Below are 18,818 nucleotides of genomic sequence, written 5' to 3'. Positions count from 1 at the left end.
TCCTGAAGGCGCTTCAGTAGCGCAGGGCCGCCGCGATCCGGCCGTGCTCCGCCAGCGAGTCGTCCTCCACGAAGACGACGTCGGCGCCGCTGTCCAGCGCGGCTTCGACCAGTTCGTCGACGATGTCCTCGCGGACCGCGCCGTCCGCGCTCTGCGTCGTCCCCTCGGGCACCGGCTCCAGATGCTCGTCGGCCACCCGCACGGTCGCCTGGAAGTGTTCCTCCACCGCGACCAGACCCGCCCGGCCCTCCCGGACGGCCGCCCACACCTCGTCGAGCCCGCCGGCGAAGGCGTGGGCGCTGCGGGCGTTGTCCAGCCGGTTCTCCACCTCGGCCGCCGCCTGATGCGCCCCCTCCTCCAGGGCGGGCCGCAGCTCGCGGAGGACCTCGGCGGGCGGCAGGTCGGCCGGCGCCCCCTTGGTGACCCGGGCGATCGCGGACCGCGAGCTCTCGCCGACCTCGTCCAGCAGGGCGAGAGCGGGGGCCAGGCCCATCAGGTACAGCGGACGCGGATCGTCGGCGAGCACCGTGCGCAGCTTCTCGTCGACATCGCGGAAGAAGTTCCGGGTCTCCTCGTCGGTGAACGTGCTCGGGGTGTCCCCGATCCGCTCCTCGCGCTGCGGGTTCGGCGGCTCCTTCGGCGCGGTCAGCGGGAAGCCGTCGGTCTTCTCCTGACGGATGGCGTCGCCGGTCCCGATCCACAGCGTGGCGTGGTCGGCTGCGACGGTCAGCGCCCGGAACGGCCGTGTCTGCGCCTTGGCCGCGACGAGGTTGCGGGTGAGGAAGGTGTCGCTGAGCACCACCCGTTCGGGTGCGGTACGCGGAAGCCGCCAGATCCGGTACTCGTCGGTGGTGACCAGCAGCACCAGGGAGTCCAGCGCCCCGCGCGGGTCCACCTCACCCGCCGCCCGCTCCAACTGGGCCCGCAGAGCGGCCGCGACCTCACGGCTGACCTCCGGGTCGGCGTCCAGCCGGTGCCCGGCCTCTGCCACCAGGTTCCGCAGCCGGACCGGGTCCTGGGCGTTGTCCGGGGCCTTGCGGTGGGTCGGCATGGTCAGGGACAGCGCCGGATAGGGCCGGGTCGCCCGCAGCTCCCGCAACAGGTCGGCGGTCAGGGCGTCCGTATCCATCGTTCCCTCCCAGGGCTCGGCCCGCTCCCGTATGAAGCGGATGCTTCGACGAGTCAATTCATACCTTTTGATCCTAATATGGGCGAGTTGTTGCTCGGGAGTGCAGGAGGGTGCGCGATGTCCACGCTCACGGTGTGGAAATTCCGGACGGCCGACGGCGCGGAGAACGTCGAGGAGGCCCTGAAATCCCTTCAGAAGGAAGGGCTGATCAAGATCCTCGACGCCGCCGTGGTCAGCTGGCCCGCCGACCGGGCCAAGCCGCGCACCAGACAGCTGCTGAACCTCGTCGGTGCCGGAGCCCTCAGCGGCACCTTCTGGGGCATGCTCTTCGGGCTGATCTTCCTCATGCCGCTGCTGGGCGCGGCCATCGGGGCCGCCGCCGGGGCGCTCGGCGGGAAGCTCGCGGACGTCGGCATCGACGACGACTTCATCGCCGAGGTCAAGGAGAAGGTGACGCCCGGAACCTCGGCGCTCTTCCTGCTGACCATGAACGAGGTGCCCGAACGGATCGGCGCACAGCTGCCCGGCGACGGCGCCGAACTCCTCCACAGCAATCTCGACACCGAGCGCGAGGCGAAACTCCGCGACATCTTCGGCGACGAGACGGCCTGACCTCCGCACACACCCCACACTTGGATTGGACGGACCGTCCGTGAAAGCGAACCTCCCCTCGCGCGCCCTCGCCCCCGTCGCGATCGCGGCCCTGCTGCTCGCCGGTACGGCGGCCTGCGACTCCGACACCACCAGTGAAGGCACCGACCAGGGCGTCCACACCCTGACGCCGGAGCCGGAGGAGTCGCCGTCCGAGTCCCCGAGCCCGCGCACCCAGGAGAGCTTCGCCGCCTCGGTGTCCGCCGAGTCCGAACGCGTACGGCAGGAGGCGGTCAAGCGTCTCGACGAGGTGGAGGGGCGGGGCAACGCCGTCGCCGACGTCTCGGTCACCGGGCTGCCGCTCAGCGGGTCCGAGGAGGTCCGCAGCGCGCGCGTCCGGGTCACCAACCCCACCGACGAGGCCGCGTTCTACGCCGTGAAGGTGGAGTTCGTCGACGCCGAGGACAAGGTCCTGGACACCGTCGTCGTCGGCGTCGAGGACGCGCCGCCGGACCGCACGGTCGACGCCCAGGCCAACAGCCGCAAGGCCGCCGGGGTGAAGACCTTCCCCCGGGTCGCCCAGGCCGAGCGCGGCTGAGGGGGCGCGGCCGTGAGCGCAGCCGACGCGGTGACCGACTCGCTGGAGAACCTGCGCGCCCGGTTCATCGGCGTACGGGACGGGAAGCCGGCCGACTACATCCCCCAGCTGGCCCTGGCCGACCCGGACGCCTTCGGGCTCGCGCTGGTCAGCATGGACGGACACCGCTACAGCGCGGGCGAGGCCGACATCCCCTTCACCCTCCAGTCCGTCTCGAAACCGTTCATCTACGCCCTCGCGCTCTCCGTGCTCGGCCTCGACGAGGTGAGCCGCTGGGTGGGCGCCGAGCCGAGCGGCGAGGCGTTCAACGCCATCAGCCTCGAACCCGGCACCGGCCGGCCCGCCAACGCCATGGTCAACGCCGGCGCGATCGTCACCACCGCCCTGATCCCCGACACTCCCGACGAGCCCGCCTTCGACGGGATCCTGCGCTGCCTCGGCCGGTTCGCCGGACGGGAACTGGACGTCGACGAGGAGGTGTTCAGCTCAGAGTCGGCGACCGGGGACCGCAACCGCGCGCTGGCCTACCTGATCCGCTCCACCGGCACCATGCCGGTCGACCCGGTCCTCGCCGTCGACCGCTACTTCCGTCAGTGCGCGACCCGCGTCACCGCGGTCGACCTTGCCACCATGGCTGCGACGCTCGCCTACGGCGGCGTCAACCCGGTCACCGGCGAGGAAGTCGTCTCCGCCGAGGTCGCCTCCCGGGTTCTCGCCGTCATGGCGACCTGCGGCATGTACAACGGCTCCGGCGAGTGGCTGCTGCGCGTCGGACTGCCCGCCAAGAGCGGGGTGTCCGGCGGCCTCATCGCGGTGGGACCCGCCCGCTTCGGGGTCGCCACGTACAGCCCGCCGCTGGACGCCACCGGCGGTTCGGTGCGCGGCCACGCCGCGCTGGAGGCGATGTCGCAGCGCTACGGGCTCCACCTCATGCTCAACCCCGCGCTGCCGGGCTCCACCGTCACCCTCGTCACGACCGCGGACGACCTGCCGTCGGCCCCCTCCGCCGAGAACGAACGGGTCCTCCACGAACAGGTCGGCGTCGTCGTCGCCCAGGGGGCCATCGACTTCACGGCCGCCGAACGCGTGCTGTACGCCCTGGACGAGTCGGGGCCGAACGGCGGATCCGTGGTGCTCGACCTGCACGACGTCACCGCCGTCGACCCCGTGGCCCTGGCCATGCTGCACACCGGACTCGCGCGGCTCCTGTCCGACGGGCGGCCCGCGGCCGTCGTCGACCCACGAGATCTGCTGGGCCCGCCCGACGTCCTCCGGGAAGGGGCCGGCCAGGACCTGCCGCGCTACGCCACCCGTGAGGACGCCGTCGAAGGCTGCGCGCAGGCCCTGGCCGGGGAGGGGTGAGCCGGGGGCTACCAGATGGCGCCGACCCACTCGGGGTGGTCGATGAACGGGTTCCGGTTGTGCTGGAACTGCTCGAATATGACGTCGTTGCGGCGCTTCTCGAAGGTGTCCGGCGGGTCCTCCTGGCTCCACTGCTTGAGGACGGACAGCTTGCCCATCTTCGGCGCGGACCCGTTGTCCACCTGGTCGTTGGGTTCGAGGTCGGCGAAGGAGTCGTTGCCCTCGTAGCGCACGGCCATGTAGAGGATCATGCGGCCGACGTCGCCCTTGACCTCGTCGCGCGGCTCGAAGGAGTCGCCGTCGGTGAAGTTCCCCGGGGCGTCACCCAGTTCGCTGCCGCCGTTGTCGAAGTCCTTGTTGCCCCGGGTCGAGTTGACCTGGACGTCCTCGGGCCGCAGGTGGTGGATGTCGGTTCCCGGACCCGTCGACGTACCGAAGTCGCCGTGCGACTTGGCCCAGACGTGCTCCCGGTTCCACTGGCCCGAGCCCCCGCCGTTGTCGTTCTTCGACTGGGAGCGCCCGGTGTACAGCAGGACGACGTTGGAGGAGTTGGCGGGATCCTCGTCGGTCGCCTTCAGGGCGTCCCACACCTGGTCGTAGGAGAGCTTGGTCTGCTCGCTGATGATCGTGTGCAGGGCGGCTTTGAGCTCGGCGCCGGTCTTGCCGACGGCGTCCTGGTAGTAGGTGTCGTCGAGGGCGGCGGCGGTTGTGGTGTACCCGCCGGGCGAGGAGTCCGCGGGGGCCGCGGCCGCGGTGCCGGCGAGCACGGTGGCGGTGGCCACGGCGACCAGCAGTGGACGCGCGTAGAACGAGTGACGACGGGACATGTGGGGTGTCCTCTCCGGAACGCGGGCGTCGCGGCGGGACCCTGGGTGGGGGCGTTCGCGCGGCGGCCGTTCGGTAGGTGGTCAGCCGGGAGCCTTCCACACGCACCGTGGCCCAGGTGTGAACACGCTGCACCTATCATGTGCAGGTCAAGCGTCGCCGTGTCGTCACCCCTCGCGGACGGCCCTCCGCGAGGGGTGGTATCCGGGTGCTATCCGGCCGCCCAGTCCCGCAGGGCCCGGACCGAGCCGAAGTCGGCCACGTTCCGGTCGAGCGGATCGTCGGTGTACTGGTGGATGCGCCAGTCCGCCTCGATACGGGGCTTGCCCGCGGAGACGTAGTCGGCGATCCACAATCCGTCGCCCGCGTAGCTCGTGGTGTCGTGGTTGAGCCAGAAGGAGCGGTTGCAGTACAGCAGGACCCGGTGGCCGGGCCGCTCCTCCTTCACCGCGCGGATGAACCGGTCCTTCTCCGCGTTGCTCGCCCGCGTCCCACCGCCGGTCTGTTCCCAGTCGACCGCGAGCAGATCACCCGCCTTCTCGGGGGTCTTGCTCAGGAAGTAGTCGACCTGGTCCGCCACGTTCCCCGGCCAGAGGAAGTGGTAGAAGCCGACGACGCACTCGGCGTCCCTGGCGCGCTTCACCTGCGCGTCCAGACGCGGATTGACGTAGGTACGGCCTTCGGTGGACTTGATGAGGACGAAGCCGAGACCGTCCGTGTCGTAGGAAGGCTGATAGGCGCTGACGTCGACACCGTGGAGCATGGGCACCCGCCTCGGGAGTTCTGGGACAACGATCTCCCTCTCCTGCCCACTCCCCGGGCCCGCCAAGGGCCGATTCACCCTCCCGGGTAAGGGGCGTGCGCTCATCGGATGCGGCCGGGTCCGCGGAGGGTGAGAATTGCCGCAAGGACGAGGAGGCGGCATGAGCGAAGAGTCCGAATCCGTATCCGGGGCCCTGGCCGGACCGGAGGGCGTCACGCCCGACCGGCTCCTGCACACGGGCGCGAGCGACCGGCCGAGCCCGGAGGACCTGGTGCTGGCCTCAGGGCGGGACGTGACGCCGGAAACCCTGGAGTGGGCCCGGCGCAAGCTGGCCGCCGAGGGGCGGTCGGCCATCGACAAGCAACTGCCATGACACACCCCCCGGGCGTCCGCAGGGGTACCCGGCGGGCGGGCGCGCGGAGCCGTACGCCGCTCCGTACACCGAGGTGAACGCGGCCGAGGGGCCGGGGACCGTGTGGGGCGCCCCCGGCTCCCTCGGCTAGCCTGAGTCACCTATGAACAGCTTGACGACCCCCCAGGGCACGTTCGATCTCGCCCGCTTCCCCGAGCACCCGCGCGACCCCTTCCGGGCGTGGGACGCCGCCGACGAATACCTGCTCCGGCAGCTGACGGACCCCGAGGCGGGCCCGGTCGACCTCTCGGGGACGGTCGCCGTCGTGGGGGACCGCTGGGGAGCCCTCGCCACCGCGCTGGCCGCGCATCGGCCCGTCCAGATCAGCGACTCCTACCTGGCCCGGCGCGCCACCCTCGCCAACCTGGCCCGCAACGGCGTCGACCAGGACGCGGTACGGCTGCTGTCCTCGCGTGACACCCCGCCGGACCGGATCGACGTCCTGATCGTCCGCGTGCCCAAGTCGCTGGCGTTCCTGGAGGACCAGCTCCACCGGATCGCGCCCGCCGTCCACGCCGGCACCGTGATCATCGGCACCGGTATGGTCAAGGAGATCCACACCTCCACGCTGAAGCTCTTCGAGCGGATCATCGGCCCCACCCGCACCTCCCTCGCCGTCCGCAAGGCGCGGCTGATCTTCTGCACCCCGGATCCCGAGCTGCCCCGTAAGCCGAGCCCGTGGCCGTACCGTTACGAGCTGCCCGCCGACGTGGGCCCCGTCTCGGGCCTGACCACCGTCAACCACGCCGGGATCTTCTGCGCCGACCGCCTCGACGTCGGCACCCGCTTCTTCCTGAAGCACCTGCCCACCCGCGGCGGGGACATCCGGGTCGTCGACCTGGGCTGCGGCAACGGTGTCGTCGGGCTCTCCGCCGCCGTCGCCAATCCCGACGCGCACATCACCTTCGTCGACGAGTCCTACGGGGCGGTCGCCTCCGCCGAGGAGACCTTCCGGGCCGGGGCGCCGGACGGCGCGAAGGCAGACTTCCTGGTCGGCGACGGACTCGCCGGCCTCGAACCGGGCAGCGTCGATCTGGTGCTGAACAACCCGCCGTTCCACTCCCACACGGCGACCACCGACGCCACGGCCCGCACGATGTTCGCCGGCGCGCGGACCGCCCTGCGGCAGGGCGGCGAGCTGTGGGTCGTGGGCAACCGGCACCTCTCGTACCACACCCACCTGCGCCGGATCTTCGGCAACTGCACCACGGTCGCGGGCGATCCGAAGTTCGTGGTCCTGCGCGCCGTCAAGCGCTGACGACGAACCCGACGCCCCGGCCCTTCCGGATTCTTGCAACAGGTTCTACTGTGTGCGCCGCCGCACACGGACGACGCCGACGCGAGACTCTGGAGGGGCCGTGCACCTCGAATACACGCCTGAGCAGCAGCGGTTGCGTACCGAACTGCGGACCTACTTCGCGGCCCTGGTGCCCGACAACGCCTACGCGCGCTACGCGGAACCCGCCGCCCAGAAGCGCTTCTACCGCGACACGGTCCGCAGGCTCGGCGCCGACGGCTGGCTGGGGGTCGGCTGGCCGAAGGAGTACGGCGGCCGGGGGCTGACCCCGATGGAACAGTTCATCTTCTTCGACGAGGCAGCCCAGGCAGGCGTACCGCTGCCCCTGATGGCCCTGAACACCGTCGGTCCCACGATCATGCAGTACGGCACCGGCGAGCAGAAGGCCCACTTCCTGCCCGGAATCCTGTCGGGGGAGATCGACTTCGCGATCGGCTACAGCGAACCGGACGCGGGCACCGACCTCGCGGCCCTCAAGACCCGCGCGGTCCGCGAGGGCGACACGTACATCGTCAACGGCCAGAAGATCTGGACCACCAACGGCGACACCGCCGACTGGGTCTGGCTCGCGGTGCGCACCGACCCGAACGCCCCGCCGCACAAGGGCATCACCATGCTCCTCGTCCCCACGAGCGACCCGGGCTACTCCTGCACCCTGATCAACACCCTCGCCTCGCACGACACGACCGCGAGCTACTACGAGAACATCCGGGTCCCGGTCTCCCGCCGTGTCGGCGAGGAGAACAAGGGCTGGCGGCTCATCACCAACCAGCTCAACCACGAGCGCGTCACCCTCGCCGCCCACGGCACGATGGCGGTCCGCGCCCTGCACAACGTCCAGCGCTGGGCCGCCGACACCAAGCTCGCCGACGGCCGCCGGGTCATCGACCTCGGCTGGGTCCGCGCCCTGCTCGCCCGCACCCACACCCGCCTCGACGCGATGAAACTCCTCAACTGGCAGATGGTCGCCGCTCTCCAGGACGGCACCCTCACCCCGCAGGACGCTTCGGCGGTCAAGGTCTACGGCTCCGAGGCCCGCCGGGACGCGTACGCCTGGCTGATGGAGATCGTCGGCTCCGCGGGCGCCCTGAAGGAGGGCTCGGCCGGCGCGGTGCTCCACGGCGAACTGGAACGCGGCTACCGCTCGGCCGTGATCTTCACGTTCGGCGGCGGCAACAACGAGATCCAGCGCGAGATCATCTCGTGGATCGGGCTGGGGATGCCGCGCGTGCGGCGGTGATGCCCTGTCACACGGCCTGTGGCGCGTGAAAGCCCTGCCGGGATGACCGGATGGCCGGGATCAGCCTTCCGGTCCGTCGGGACTCCAGACGTGGACGACGTCACGGGACGGGGACAGCGTCGACCAGAGACCGCCGCCCAGCGCGGTCGGCTCGCAGGAGACCGGTGAGGGGTAGTCGACCGGCACGAAGCCGTGTGCCGCCGTGGTGTCGACCAGCCAGTGGCGGTACTGCCCGCAGTCCTCGTCGCTCTCGGTGGTCGACGCGATCAGGGTCGTCTCGTCGAGGAAGCCGCCGGCCCAGTCCCAGCAGACGGGCAGCTCGTCCTCGTCGGCGGAAGCTTCCGGGTGCCGGGGTATCGCCGCGTCGGCGTCCCAGTCCAGCGCCTCGACGACGGCGCCACGGGAGTCCCGTACGGCGAGGGAGTCCTGATCGTGAGAGACCGTCATGAGCCGGTCGCCCGACGGGCTCAGGCTCAGCAGGCACAGGTCGCCGTCCAGGCAGTCCACGGTCAGCTCCTTCCCGTCCCACCGGCCCCATCGCAGCCGTGCACCGTCCTGGCCCTCGCCGATGCTCAGCCCCATCTGCGCGGGATCGGTCGGATGGGGCAGGTGAGCGCTGCCGGCCGCAGCCGCTTCGGCGTCGGCCCGCGCGAGCACGCGACCGTCCCCGGCGTCGATGACCAGCCACTCGTCCGCCGTGTCCGGGCTCAGCTCACCCCCGGGCAACGGGCCGCGTACGTGCGCCCAGACGAGCCTGCCGTCCGCCGAGAAGCCGACCGAGCCGCTCTCGGGGTACCGGTGGTCCCGCCGGTCAGCGTACGACTCGTACGACGCGTGGATCTCCTCGCAGCCGCCGGACCAGCACCCGTGGCGGACCTCCCAGCGTGTCGCCCCCGACGGATCCACCGCGCGCACGGCATGGACTCCGGCGAAGACGGCCCACATCGCGTCCGGCGCCACCTCCCACGTGCCACGGCGCCGCGGCCACGGCGCGGGGAAACGGGCGATCGCTCCGGCGCGGGCGGCGAAGGCGTCGGCCAGAGGCTGGGCCACGATCGCGTCGTCGCTCCGCTGGACGAGCAGCCGGTACCCCGGCAGCCCCGTGATCTCCGGGGGACCGGCCTGGGCCAAGGGCAGCGGAGCGGGCACGGTGGCACGGAGCCGAGCACGGACGGACAAGCGAATCTCCCGGGGCAGGCGAACTCGGGGAAGAGTACGACGGGCCTCCGCGCTGCGACCGCTCGCGGTCCTGGTTAGCGTGAGCCGTGGGGGACGCACGTCGACAGTGAAGGAGCCCCGCGATGCCCTCAGCACCGCAGTCGGCCGGCGGCGACCTGGGCCGGCGCATCGCGGCACGCCGCCTGCAGCTCGGTCTGTCCCGGCAGGACGTAGCCCTGCGGGCGGGCGCCGCGCCCGGCTACATCGAGTACGTGGAGGAGCAGTCCGCCACCCCGGGCGTCGGCTTCCTGCTCCGGCTGGCCGACGCACTGGAGACGACGGTGCTGGAGCTGACGGGCGGGGCGGTCGAGCTGCCGCGCGGCGCGGGCCGGGGCGCCCGGCGCGCCCGGATGGCTGAACTCGACGAAACGATGTGCTGGACGCTGCTGGGTGACCACGGGGTGGGGCGGGTGGCGCTGGCCCTCGGCGACGGGCCGGTCGTCCTGCCGGTGAACTACCAGGTGAGCGATGGCGAGGTGGTGTTCAGCACGGCGGAGGACTCCCCGCTGGCCACCGCCGACGACACCGAGATCGCCTTCGAGGCCGACCACATCGACGACGCCTTCAGCAAGGGCTGGAGCGTCCTGCTCGTCGGAACCGTGCACGCCGTCACCGACGAGGAGGCCGCGCGGCAGCTGAGGGAGGCCGCGTACGCGACCCCGTGGGCGGGCGCCGAGCGCGAACACGTCATGGTCCTCGCGCCCCGGCGGATCACCGGGCGCAAGATCGTCGTCCCCGACGCCCCGGGCGAGGCCGGCTGACGCCGGGGGGTGCATCCGGTTCCTGCGGCGGAGGGACGCGCCCGTCTCACGTGACCTCAAGGACCTCCGAGACCGGCCGCCGGGGCGTGGCCGGGCCCGCGGGCCCGTAGCCGAAGCGGAACACCATCTGCACGAAGCCGGTCCGGGAGCGCGGATCACGCGCCAGGTCCCTGAGCTCGGGCCATTCGAGAGGCTGCGAGATCAAGGACGTCGCGAGCCCGTCGAGTGTGGCCTGCAGCAGCACGCGCTCCATGCCCTGGCCCGCCCGCAGCCAGTCGACGGGCAGATCCGCCGCGGTACCCAGCAGGGCCGTCTGCGGCCTCTCCTCGAACACGGCGGCCGCTCGGGCGGGAGAGCTGTGCGGTACGTCGAAGTCCCGTACCGGGGCCGTCGTCCCGTGCTGGCGGGGGCCGAACGCGTACGACGGGACACCCTCGGTGGCCGGGCCCTCCCCTGCCCTGCCTGTGCGGGTCCAGCTGATGATCTCGGCGCGCATGGCGTCGCTGGCCGACTCCAAGAGCTCCGCGTCGTGCACGAGGTCCATGACGGCGTCGGCGTGCCAGGTTCCCGGCACGATCAGCCGGACTCCTTCCAGCAGCGCCGCCGCGCTCAGCTCGTCCCAGATCTCCGGCGGGATCCGCTCGTCCGAGAACGGGAGCCGACTGGTGTGCCGACGCCGCACGGCGGGTTGCAGGTCCGCCAGCCGGAGGTCGGTGGCCCCCGGGCTCTCCTCCAGCAGCACGTCGGCGAGGTGCCAGGGATCGTGGCGATCGGGCAGCAGCTCGGTGACAGCCGTCCAGCCGCGGTGCGCGGCGGCCACCCGCAGATTCAGCAGTGCCGCCCCGCATCCGATGTGCAGGGCGCGCTGGTCCGGGTCGCCGACCGGCAGCGTACGTTCCGGATCGCCGTACAGGCAGAGGCGGCGGCTGCCGGAGCGGTGGGTGAACCTCCACGGCTGCGCGTTGTGCATGGAGGGCGCGGCCACGGCCTCCTCGACGAGCGAGGGGACGATCGCGGTGGCGCGCTGTTCGGTGGGGATCATGGTCTTCGCGTCTCCTGTCGTCCAGAAGGTCTCCCGATCGCCCGTGCGTGCCATTGTCCCAGGAGCGCCCGGCCGCTCGCATGCGGTGGACCGCCCGGGCGCGCCCGCAGGGGGCCGGGCCCCGCCTCCACGGCTGCCGCACCGCCCGATGGCCGACGCGGGACACGGCCAGGACCCGGTAACCGCCCCGCCGCGTACACACTCCGCGTACCGGCAGCCATACTGGACGGGCCGGGGAGGGCACAGCACAGCGGCTGGGAACACGGGGAACAGGGAACAACGGGGGCGGGAAGCGGCAGATGGCGGACACCAGGCTGATCCAGAGCCGGTACCGGCTGCTCGAACTCATCGGGCGTGGCGGTATGGGCGAGGTGTGGCGCGCCCTCGACGAGTCGCTGGGCCGCCAGGTCGCCGTGAAATGCCTCAAACCGATGGGCCCCCAGCACGACCAGGCGTTCACCCGTGTGCTGCGCGAGCGCTTCCGGCGCGAGGCCCGGGTGGCCGCCTCCCTCCAGCACAGGGGTGTCACCGTCGTGCACGACTTCGGTGAGTACGAGGGCGTGCTCTACCTCGTCATGGAACTTCTCGACGGACAGAACCTGAGCCAGCTGCTGGAGGAGAACCAGCAGCACCCGCTGCCCGTCGAGCATGTCGTCGACATCGCGGAGCAGGTCGCCGACGCCCTCGGCTACACCCATCGGCAGGGCATCGTCCACCGCGACCTCAAGCCCGCCAACATCATGCGGCTGACCGACGGCACGGTGAAGATCTGCGACTTCGGCATAGCGCGCCTCGGCCACGACATCAGCATGACCTCCCGGCTGACCACCACCGGCCTCGCCATGGGCACCCCGCACTACATGTCGCCGGAGCAGATCAGCGGCAAGGAGGTCGACCACCGCAGCGACCTCTACTCGCTCGGCTGCGTCCTGTACGAAATCGCCACCGGTGTACCGCCGTTCGACCAGGAGGATGCCTGGGCCGTGCTCGTCGGACACCGCGACACGCCGCCGGAACCGCTGCGCACCCACCGCGCTGAACTGCCCGGCTTCTTCGACCGCGTCGTCCTCGACCTGCTCGCCAAGGCCCCGGAGGAGCGGCCCGTGGACGCGGGCGACCTGCGCCGCCGCATCGTCCTCGGCCGGACCGGCGAACAGCCCGCGCTCGGACCGGGACCCCTCGCGCACCCCGGTCCAGGGCCGCTGCCGGCCCCGCGCGAGAGGGCGCTGCCCGCCTGGACCCGGTCCATGACCGCCGGTCACCGGGCGACCGGAGCGACCGGCCCGCACGCCGAACGCGCCGACCCGGCCGCCGGGCTGACGGGGCAGTGGACCACCGCGCGCGCCACCGCCCCGCACACCGACTCCTTCGTCTCCGTGTCGGCCGGGCCGTCGGCCCCGGACCTCCTCGCCGGTCTTGAGGGCCGCCACAGCGCGGGTATCGACCTCGGGCGCCTCGGCCGTTGGGAGGAGGCGGGGGAGGTGCACCGCCAGGTCGCCGAGCAGCGCGGGCGTGTCCTCGGCCCGGACCACCCCGACACCCTCGCCAGCCATTACGAGATCGGCCTCACCCTCAGCCGTACGGGCCGGGCCGAGGAGGCGCTGAGCGCGTTCACCCGGGTCGCCGAGGGCCGCGAGCGCGCCCTGGGCGCCGACCATCCGCAGACGCTCGCCGCCCGCCAGGCGACCGCCCACGCCCTGGGACGGCTCGGCCGGCACGCCGAGGCCCACCAGGTGTACGAGACGGTCCTCGCCGCCCGCGAACGCGTCATGGGCCCCGACCACCCCGACACCCTGCGCTGCCGCCACAACCTGGCGTTCAACCTCTGCCGACTGGGGCGCCCCGAGGAGTCCTGCCGGATCGCCGGGAAAGTCGCCGAGGCCCGGGCCCGCGTGCTCGGACCGACGCATCCCGACACCCTCGCCACCCGCTACGAAGTGGCGTACACCCTGGGCAGACTGGGCCGCTGGACGGAGGCCCTGGCGACCTACCAGGACGTCGCCCGGGCCCGCGCCGACGTTCTCGGGGCCGACCACCCCGACACCTTCGCCGCCCGCTACGAGGCAGGCATCAGCCTCGGCCGGCTCGGCCACGACACGCAGGCCCTGGAGCTGTACCGCTCCCTGGTCGCCGACCGCACCCGGACCGCCGGAGCGGCCGACCCCGAGACACTGCGGGCCCGTCACGGCCTCGGGGTCAACCTGGGGCGGCTGGGCCGCTGGGATGAGGCGCTCACGGAGGCCCGCGAGGTCTGCGCCCTCCGGGAACGGGCCCTGGGACCCGACCACCCCGACACGGTGATCAGCCGCCGGGAGGTCGCCGCCGGGCTAGGCTGGCTCGGCCGCTGGAGCGAGGCCCTCGTGGCGTACCGCCAGGTCGCGGAGGCGCGCACCCGGACGCTGGGCCCCGACCACCCCCAGACGCTCGCGGCCCGCGACGACGAGGCGCACTGCCTGGAGCGGCTCGCCCAGGCCTGAGGCCGGACCGCCCCGTCGAGCCGCCGCCTCTGGTGGGGACGGCGCGCGGCGTGTTACGAAGGTGCATGCCCGCACCTCAGAGCCCCGCACCCCGGACAGCCGCAGGTCAGCACCGACCCCAGGAGGGTTCCGGGCCCGGCGCGCCCGCCCGGGACCGCTACGACGCCGTGATCGTCGGCGGCGGTCACAACGGCCTGGTCGCCGCCGCCTACCTCGCGCGCGCCGGACAGTCCGTCCTCGTCCTGGAACGGCTCGGCACCACCGGAGGAGCGGCGATCTCGACCCGCCCCTTCGCCGGGGTCGACGCCCGGCTCTCGCGCTACTCGTACCTGGTCTCCCTGCTGCCCGACAAGATCGTCCGCGACCTCGGACTCGACTTCGCCGTGCGCAAGCGGACCGTCTCCTCCTACACCCCCGCCGTGCGCGACGGCCGCCCCACCGGGCTGCTCGTCGCGGGCGAGGGCACCCGGGAGTCGTTTGCCGCGCTCACCGGCGGCGATCGCGAGTACGCGGCCTGGCAGCGCTTCTACGGGATGACGCAGCGGGTCGCCGAGCGCGTCTTCCCCACGCTCACCGAACCGCTGCCCGGCCGTGACGCGCTGCGCGAGCGGATCGACGACGCCGACGCCTGGCGGATGCTCTTCGAGGAACCGCTCGGTGTGGCCGTCGAGGAGAACTTCACCGACGACCTGGTGCGCGGGGTCGTCCTCACCGACGCCCTGATCGGCACCTTCGCCGACGCCCACGACCCCTCGCTCCTGCAGAACCGGTGCTTCCTCTACCACGTGATCGGCGGCTCCACCGGCGACTGGGACGTCCCCGTCGGCGGCATGGGCGCACTCACCGACGCCCTGGCCGGGGCCGCCCGGGCGGCGGGCGCCGAGATCCGCGTACGGCACGAGGCGACCCGTATCGAGACCGACGGGAGCGCCGCCGAGGTCACCGTCCGCACCCCGGACGGCGAACGGGTCGTCGCCGCGGGCCGCGTGCTCGTCAACGCCTCCCCGCAGGCCCTCGCCGCCCTGCTCGGCGACACCCCGCCCCCGCCCGCCGAGGGCGCCCAGCTCAAGGTGAACATGCTGCTCACCCGGCTGCCCCGGCTACGCGACCGGTCCGTCGACCCCCGGCAGGCCTTCGCCGGGACGTTCCACATCGCCGAGGGGTACGGGCAGCTCGCCGACGCCTACCGGGACGCGGCGGCGGGGCGGCTGCCCACCGCCCCGCCGTCCGAGATCTACTGCCACTCGCTGACCGACCCGACGATCCTCGGCCCCGAACTCGTCGCGCGCGGCTACCAGACCCTCACCCTCTTCGGCCTGCACGCCCCGGCCCGGCTGTTCGCCTCCGACAACGACGCCGCCCGCGCCGCCCTGCTCAAGGCGACCCTCGCCGAACTGGACGCGCACCTGGAGGAGCCGATCACCGACTGCCTGGCCCTCGACGCCGACGGCGAACCCTGCATCGAGGCCAAGACCCCGCTCGACCTGGAGCGTGATCTGCGGCTGCCCGGCGGCCACATCTTCCACCGCGACCTCGCCTTCCCGTACGCGGACGAGAGCACCGGGCGCTGGGGTGTGGAGACCGCGCACGCCACTGTGCTGCTCTGCGGGGCGGGCGCGGTGCGCGGCGGCGGGGTCAGCGGGGTACCCGGCCACAACGCGGCGATGGCCGCGCTCGGGGAGTAGTGAGGGGCACTCCCTAGCGCAGGTGCCGGGGGTCCACGGCGGCGGCGATCGCCGTGTGCCCCTCGGTGCCCGGGTGCAGCCCGTCGCCGCTGTCGTACGCGGGCAGCAGCCGGGAGGGGCGGCCCGGGTCGCGCAGGACCGCGTCGAAGTCGGCGACGGCGTCGAAGATCCTCCCGGTGCGCAGGGACTCGTTGACCTCCCGGCGCACCGCGTCCGCCTCCGGCGTCCAGCGGGTCCACCCCTCGAACGGGGTGATGGTGGCGCCCACCACCCGCAGCCCGGCGGACCGGCCGCGCAGGGCGAGCCGGCGGTAGGCGGCCACCATCCGCGCCGGGTCGCGCTCGACCGGCAGATGGTGGAGGTCGTTGACGCCCAGGTGCACCAGGACCGTCCGCAGCCCCGGCAGCGACAGCACGTCCCGGTCGAAGCGGGCCTGGGCGCTCGGTCCGAAGCGGTCGCTGTCGAGCAGCAGCCGGTTGCCGCTGATGCCGAGGTTGGCGACGGCGGAGCCGGACAGCCTGCGCGCCAGCTGGTCGGGCCAGCGCAGGTCCGCGTCGTCGGGCGTGCCGGTGCCCTCCGCGATGGAGTCGCCCAGCACGGCGAGGACCGGGCCGCGCGCCCCGGTCGTCTCGACCCCGGTCAGGAGGAACACGGACCGGGTCCGGACCCCGTCGACGGTGTGCCAGGCGTGCGTGTTGCGGTGGAAGGACAGCGGGCCGGTGGGGCCGGGGAGCCGCGTCCCGACGGTCAGCAGGGAGCCGTCCGGCACCCGGAGCCCCGCCACCGGGTCGCTGGTGAGCGAGGCGCCCGCCGCCAGCCACGCCTGGGGCCGCCCGCCGAAGGTGACCGGCCGCCCGTCGGCGGTCACCGGACCCACCAGCACCTGCGCGGTCCCGAAGGCGTGCGCGTACCGCAGCCGGACCTGCCCGCCCGCCGAGAGCCGCAGCCGCGTGGTGCAGAGCCCGTCGGTGAGCCCGGCGGACGCAAGAGGGTCCTCCGCCGTGGGCGCGGTCTGCGCGGTGGCCCAGGAGGTGGTCCAGGGCGTGCCCGGGCGGGGGAGACCAGGGGCGGGGTCCGGGGCCGCCGACGCGAGCGGGGCGGGGGCGAAGGCCGCCGCGAGCCCGGCCGCCGCCGCGTACAGCAGACTCCGTCTGGTCGGTGCGGGGGCCCGGCCGGTCACCGGGAGAGCACCGGGTCGAAGGGGGCGGGGTGCCGGACGCTGCTCATGGTGTGCCTCCTGGAATCGACCACGGGAGCGGGTGGGCCGAGCGGCTCGCCTACGGCTCGTTCCATCCAACGGCCCCCGGGTGAACCGGTGGTGACGTCGGTACGCACCGGACGCGACGCCATTGTGGCGGGGGCGTCGGGCGGGCGCCGGCACACCACGCGCGGCGCCCCGCCCCGCCGCTCAGTCGGCCGACAGCACCCAGCCCGTCGCCCCGATCCGCCCCGCGTCCCGGGGCCGCTCGGAGTCGAAGACCGTGCGACCCCCGTCCCGCACCCGCAGGGCGTCCACATACGCGCCGCGCCCCACGTACAGCTGGTCCGTGGTGTATCGCCACCGCAGCTGGAGGCTCGTGCCACGCCAGGCCGACAGGTCCGCCTCCAGCCGGTGCCACACCCGCCCCGACCAGCCGGTCACCGAGCCCGCCGGGTGCGGCAGCGGGTCCGGGCGGTGGCCCGGGCGTACGGTGGTGAACGGCACCCGCTGCCAGTCCTCCCCGCCCGCCGACGCCTCCAGGAAGAGGCCGTCGGAGGCCGGTTCGGTGTCCCACCACAGCGCGCACTCCAGCCGGGCCCGTGCCGAGTCCAGGCGCAGGGCGGGCAGCGTCAGGGTGGCCGTGGAGGCGCTCGCCATCCCGGAGAACCAGGCCGTGCGCCCCCGTTCGGGCCGGACCGGAACGGCCCGGGCCAGCTGATTCGCGGTCGCCACCCGGGGTGCGCTGCCCGAGCGCCAACTCCGCACGGGGTGGACGGAGTTGCCCAGCACGATGAGGAAGGTGTCGGTCGTCGGGTCGAGGACCAGGCTGGTCCCGGTGAATCCGGTGTGCCCCGCGCTGCGCGGGGTCGCCATCGCGCCCATGTACCAGTGCTGGTAGAGCTCGAAGCCCAGGCCGTGCTCGTCGCCGGGGAAAGCGGTGTTGAAGTCGGTGAACAGCAGGTCCACCGACTTCTCGGACAGGATGCGGGAGCGGCCGTACACCCCGCCGTTCAGGAGCGTCCGGGCGAGCACCGCGAGGTCCCAGGCGCAGGAGAACACCCCGGCGTGCCCCGCCACCCCGCCGAAGCCGAAGGCGTTCTCGTCGTGCACCTCGCCCCAGACGAGGCCGCGCTCCAGACCGGACCAGGGCAGCCGGGCATCCTCGGTCGCCGCGATCTTCGGCTTCCAGGAGGCGGGCGGGTTGTAGCGGGTGCGGTGCATCCCGAGCGGAGCGGTGATCTCCTCGCGGAGCAGGACGTCCAGCGGGCGCCCGGTGAGGTGCTCCAGGATCAGCTGCAGCGAGATCAGGTTGAGGTCGGAGTAGAGGTAGGCGCTGCCCGGGGTGCTCGCCGGGATCTCGTCCCACAGCATGCGGAGCTTGCCCTCCCGGGTCGGCTCCTTGTACAGCGGGATCCAAGACCGGAAGCCCGAGGTGTGCGTCAGGAGCTGACGGACCGTGATGTCCTGCTTGCCGCCGCCCGCGAAGTCCGGAAGATACGAGACGACCGTGGCCTCCAGCTCCAGCGTGCCGCGCTCGATCTGCTGGACCGCCAGGAGCGAGGTGAACAGCTTGGAGATCGAGGCGAGGTCGAAGACGGTGTCCTCGGCCATCGCGATCTGCCGGTCCGCCGGGAACTCCACCCCGGTGCCGGTCTTCTCGTCGTACGCGCAATAGCGCACCGCCTTGCCGATCGGCCGGTGCAGCGCCACCGTGCCGCCGCGCCCCGCGAGCAGCACCGCACCCGCGTACCAGGGGTGCTTGGGGGAGTCCGCGAGGAAGGCCTCGGCGTCCCGGACGAGCTGGTCCAGCGGCTCCTGGAGCAGCCCGGCGCGGGCCGCGCTGCCGCGCCGCAGTGTGGGCCGGTGTGCCCCTGACTCCATGCCCGCTCCCGTGTCCGCCGCACTGCCCGGCCCGCTCCGGGCGGCGGCTCCCGCGAGAGGAATCGGTGTCAGCGCGAGCGCCCCGCCCAGCGCCAGTATCCCGCCGCCCAGCCGCCGCCGGGCGATGCCGCTCCCGGCGGTGCGTGGGGTGTTCTCCAAGGTCCGTCCGTACCCCTGCGTGTCCCCGGTCATCCGCAACTCCTTCCCGCGCCTGACGTCCGGTCACCGGGTCGCACCCGTATGCCGGAGCCCGCGCGAAAGTAACTTCCGAAATCTCGCCGAGCAGTGAAAGTTCCTGCCGCCGCAGAGGTTACTGTCACCTCCGCGTTTCCGGGC

At 72.9% G+C, this 18,818-nt stretch carries 16 protein-coding genes; 9 read left to right on the top strand and 7 right to left on the bottom strand.

Annotated features, from left to right (window positions below):
• Nucleotides 1-13: 13 nt before the first annotated feature.
• Complete coding sequence (locus WQO_RS01195) at nt 14-1,129, bottom strand: baeRF3 domain-containing protein (RefSeq protein WP_010060771.1); 1,116 nt, start codon at nt 1,127-1,129, stop codon at nt 14-16.
• Nucleotides 1,130-1,246: 117 nt separating this feature from the next.
• On the opposite strand from WQO_RS01195, the gene WQO_RS01190 reads away from it, so the two are divergent.
• Genes WQO_RS01190 through glsA form a run of 3 tightly spaced genes read left to right on the top strand, consistent with a single transcriptional unit; the run spans nt 1,247 to nt 3,680 of the window.
• A complete protein-coding gene (locus WQO_RS01190; protein ID WP_010060769.1) occupies nt 1,247-1,741 on the top strand; it encodes a DUF1269 domain-containing protein in 495 nt (164 codons plus the stop codon).
• A 40-nt stretch (nt 1,742-1,781) separates the two neighbouring features.
• Nucleotides 1,782-2,318 (top strand): hypothetical protein, encoded by a 537-nt coding sequence (locus WQO_RS01185; protein ID WP_010060767.1) that lies wholly within the window; start codon nt 1,782-1,784, stop codon nt 2,316-2,318.
• Between the two features lie 12 nt (nt 2,319-2,330).
• Entirely contained in the window at nt 2,331-3,680 is a 1,350-nt protein-coding gene (gene glsA / locus WQO_RS01180) for a glutaminase A (RefSeq protein ID WP_010060765.1), read from the top strand.
• 8 nt (nt 3,681-3,688) lie between these two features.
• Here the strand turns inward: glsA and WQO_RS01175 are convergent, their stop codons facing one another.
• Both WQO_RS01175 and WQO_RS01170 read right to left on the bottom strand, forming a co-directional pair.
• Nucleotides 3,689-4,507 carry an endonuclease I family protein gene (locus WQO_RS01175; protein WP_010060764.1) on the bottom strand — a complete coding sequence of 273 codons (819 nt, stop codon included), beginning with the start codon at nt 4,505-4,507 and terminating at the stop codon, nt 3,689-3,691.
• A gap of 209 nt (nt 4,508-4,716) precedes the next feature.
• Nucleotides 4,717-5,268 carry a GH25 family lysozyme gene (locus WQO_RS01170; RefSeq protein ID WP_010060763.1) on the bottom strand — a complete coding sequence of 184 codons (552 nt, stop codon included), beginning with the start codon at nt 5,266-5,268 and terminating at the stop codon, nt 4,717-4,719.
• A gap of 160 nt (nt 5,269-5,428) precedes the next feature.
• On the opposite strand from WQO_RS01170, the gene WQO_RS01165 reads away from it, so the two are divergent.
• From WQO_RS01165 to WQO_RS01155, 3 genes are all read left to right on the top strand, one after another.
• Nucleotides 5,429-5,641, top strand: coding sequence for a hypothetical protein (locus WQO_RS01165; RefSeq protein WP_010060762.1), 213 nt, complete (start codon nt 5,429-5,431; stop codon nt 5,639-5,641).
• A 142-nt stretch (nt 5,642-5,783) separates the two neighbouring features.
• Complete coding sequence (locus tag WQO_RS01160; RefSeq protein ID WP_010060761.1) at nt 5,784-6,938, top strand: methyltransferase; 1,155 nt, start codon at nt 5,784-5,786, stop codon at nt 6,936-6,938.
• Between the two features lie 100 nt (nt 6,939-7,038).
• On the top strand, nt 7,039-8,217 hold the full coding sequence (locus WQO_RS01155) for an acyl-CoA dehydrogenase family protein (protein ID WP_010060760.1): 1,179 nt from the start codon (nt 7,039-7,041) through the stop codon (nt 8,215-8,217).
• Nucleotides 8,218-8,277: 60 nt separating this feature from the next.
• Here the strand turns inward: WQO_RS01155 and WQO_RS01150 are convergent, their stop codons facing one another.
• Nucleotides 8,278-9,396, bottom strand: coding sequence for a hypothetical protein (locus WQO_RS01150; RefSeq protein WP_010060758.1), 1,119 nt, complete (start codon nt 9,394-9,396; stop codon nt 8,278-8,280).
• A 122-nt stretch (nt 9,397-9,518) separates the two neighbouring features.
• On the opposite strand from WQO_RS01150, the gene WQO_RS01145 reads away from it, so the two are divergent.
• Nucleotides 9,519-10,196 (top strand): helix-turn-helix domain-containing protein, encoded by a 678-nt coding sequence (locus WQO_RS01145; protein WP_010060756.1) that lies wholly within the window; start codon nt 9,519-9,521, stop codon nt 10,194-10,196.
• 46 nt (nt 10,197-10,242) lie between these two features.
• Here the strand turns inward: WQO_RS01145 and WQO_RS01140 are convergent, their stop codons facing one another.
• Nucleotides 10,243-11,238, bottom strand: a complete 996-nt coding sequence (locus tag WQO_RS01140; protein WP_010060754.1) for an Acg family FMN-binding oxidoreductase — start codon at nt 11,236-11,238, stop codon at nt 10,243-10,245.
• Nucleotides 11,239-11,537: 299 nt separating this feature from the next.
• On the opposite strand from WQO_RS01140, the gene WQO_RS01135 reads away from it, so the two are divergent.
• Both WQO_RS01135 and WQO_RS01130 read left to right on the top strand, forming a co-directional pair.
• Nucleotides 11,538-13,715, top strand: a complete 2,178-nt coding sequence (locus WQO_RS01135) for a serine/threonine-protein kinase (protein WP_010060752.1) — start codon at nt 11,538-11,540, stop codon at nt 13,713-13,715.
• Nucleotides 13,716-13,780: 65 nt separating this feature from the next.
• Nucleotides 13,781-15,400, top strand: a complete 1,620-nt coding sequence (locus tag WQO_RS01130) for a phytoene desaturase family protein (RefSeq protein ID WP_237274085.1) — start codon at nt 13,781-13,783, stop codon at nt 15,398-15,400.
• Between the two features lie 13 nt (nt 15,401-15,413).
• Here WQO_RS01130 and WQO_RS01125 read toward each other — a convergent pair whose 3' ends face one another.
• Both WQO_RS01125 and WQO_RS01120 read right to left on the bottom strand, forming a co-directional pair.
• Nucleotides 15,414-16,580 carry an SGNH/GDSL hydrolase family protein gene (locus WQO_RS01125; RefSeq protein ID WP_010060749.1) on the bottom strand — a complete coding sequence of 389 codons (1,167 nt, stop codon included), beginning with the start codon at nt 16,578-16,580 and terminating at the stop codon, nt 15,414-15,416.
• Between the two features lie 228 nt (nt 16,581-16,808).
• Nucleotides 16,809-18,674: a serine hydrolase domain-containing protein gene (locus WQO_RS01120; RefSeq protein ID WP_058953828.1), complete on the bottom strand. Its 1,866-nt coding sequence runs from the start codon at nt 18,672-18,674 to the stop codon at nt 16,809-16,811.
• Between the last annotated feature and the right edge of the window lie 144 nt (nt 18,675-18,818).

The sequence above is a fragment of the Streptomyces globisporus C-1027 genome, assembly GCF_000261345.2.
GTDB lineage: Bacteria > Actinomycetota > Actinomycetes > Streptomycetales > Streptomycetaceae > Streptomyces > Streptomyces pakalii.
This window is presented reverse-complemented; position numbering and strand designations above follow the sequence as displayed.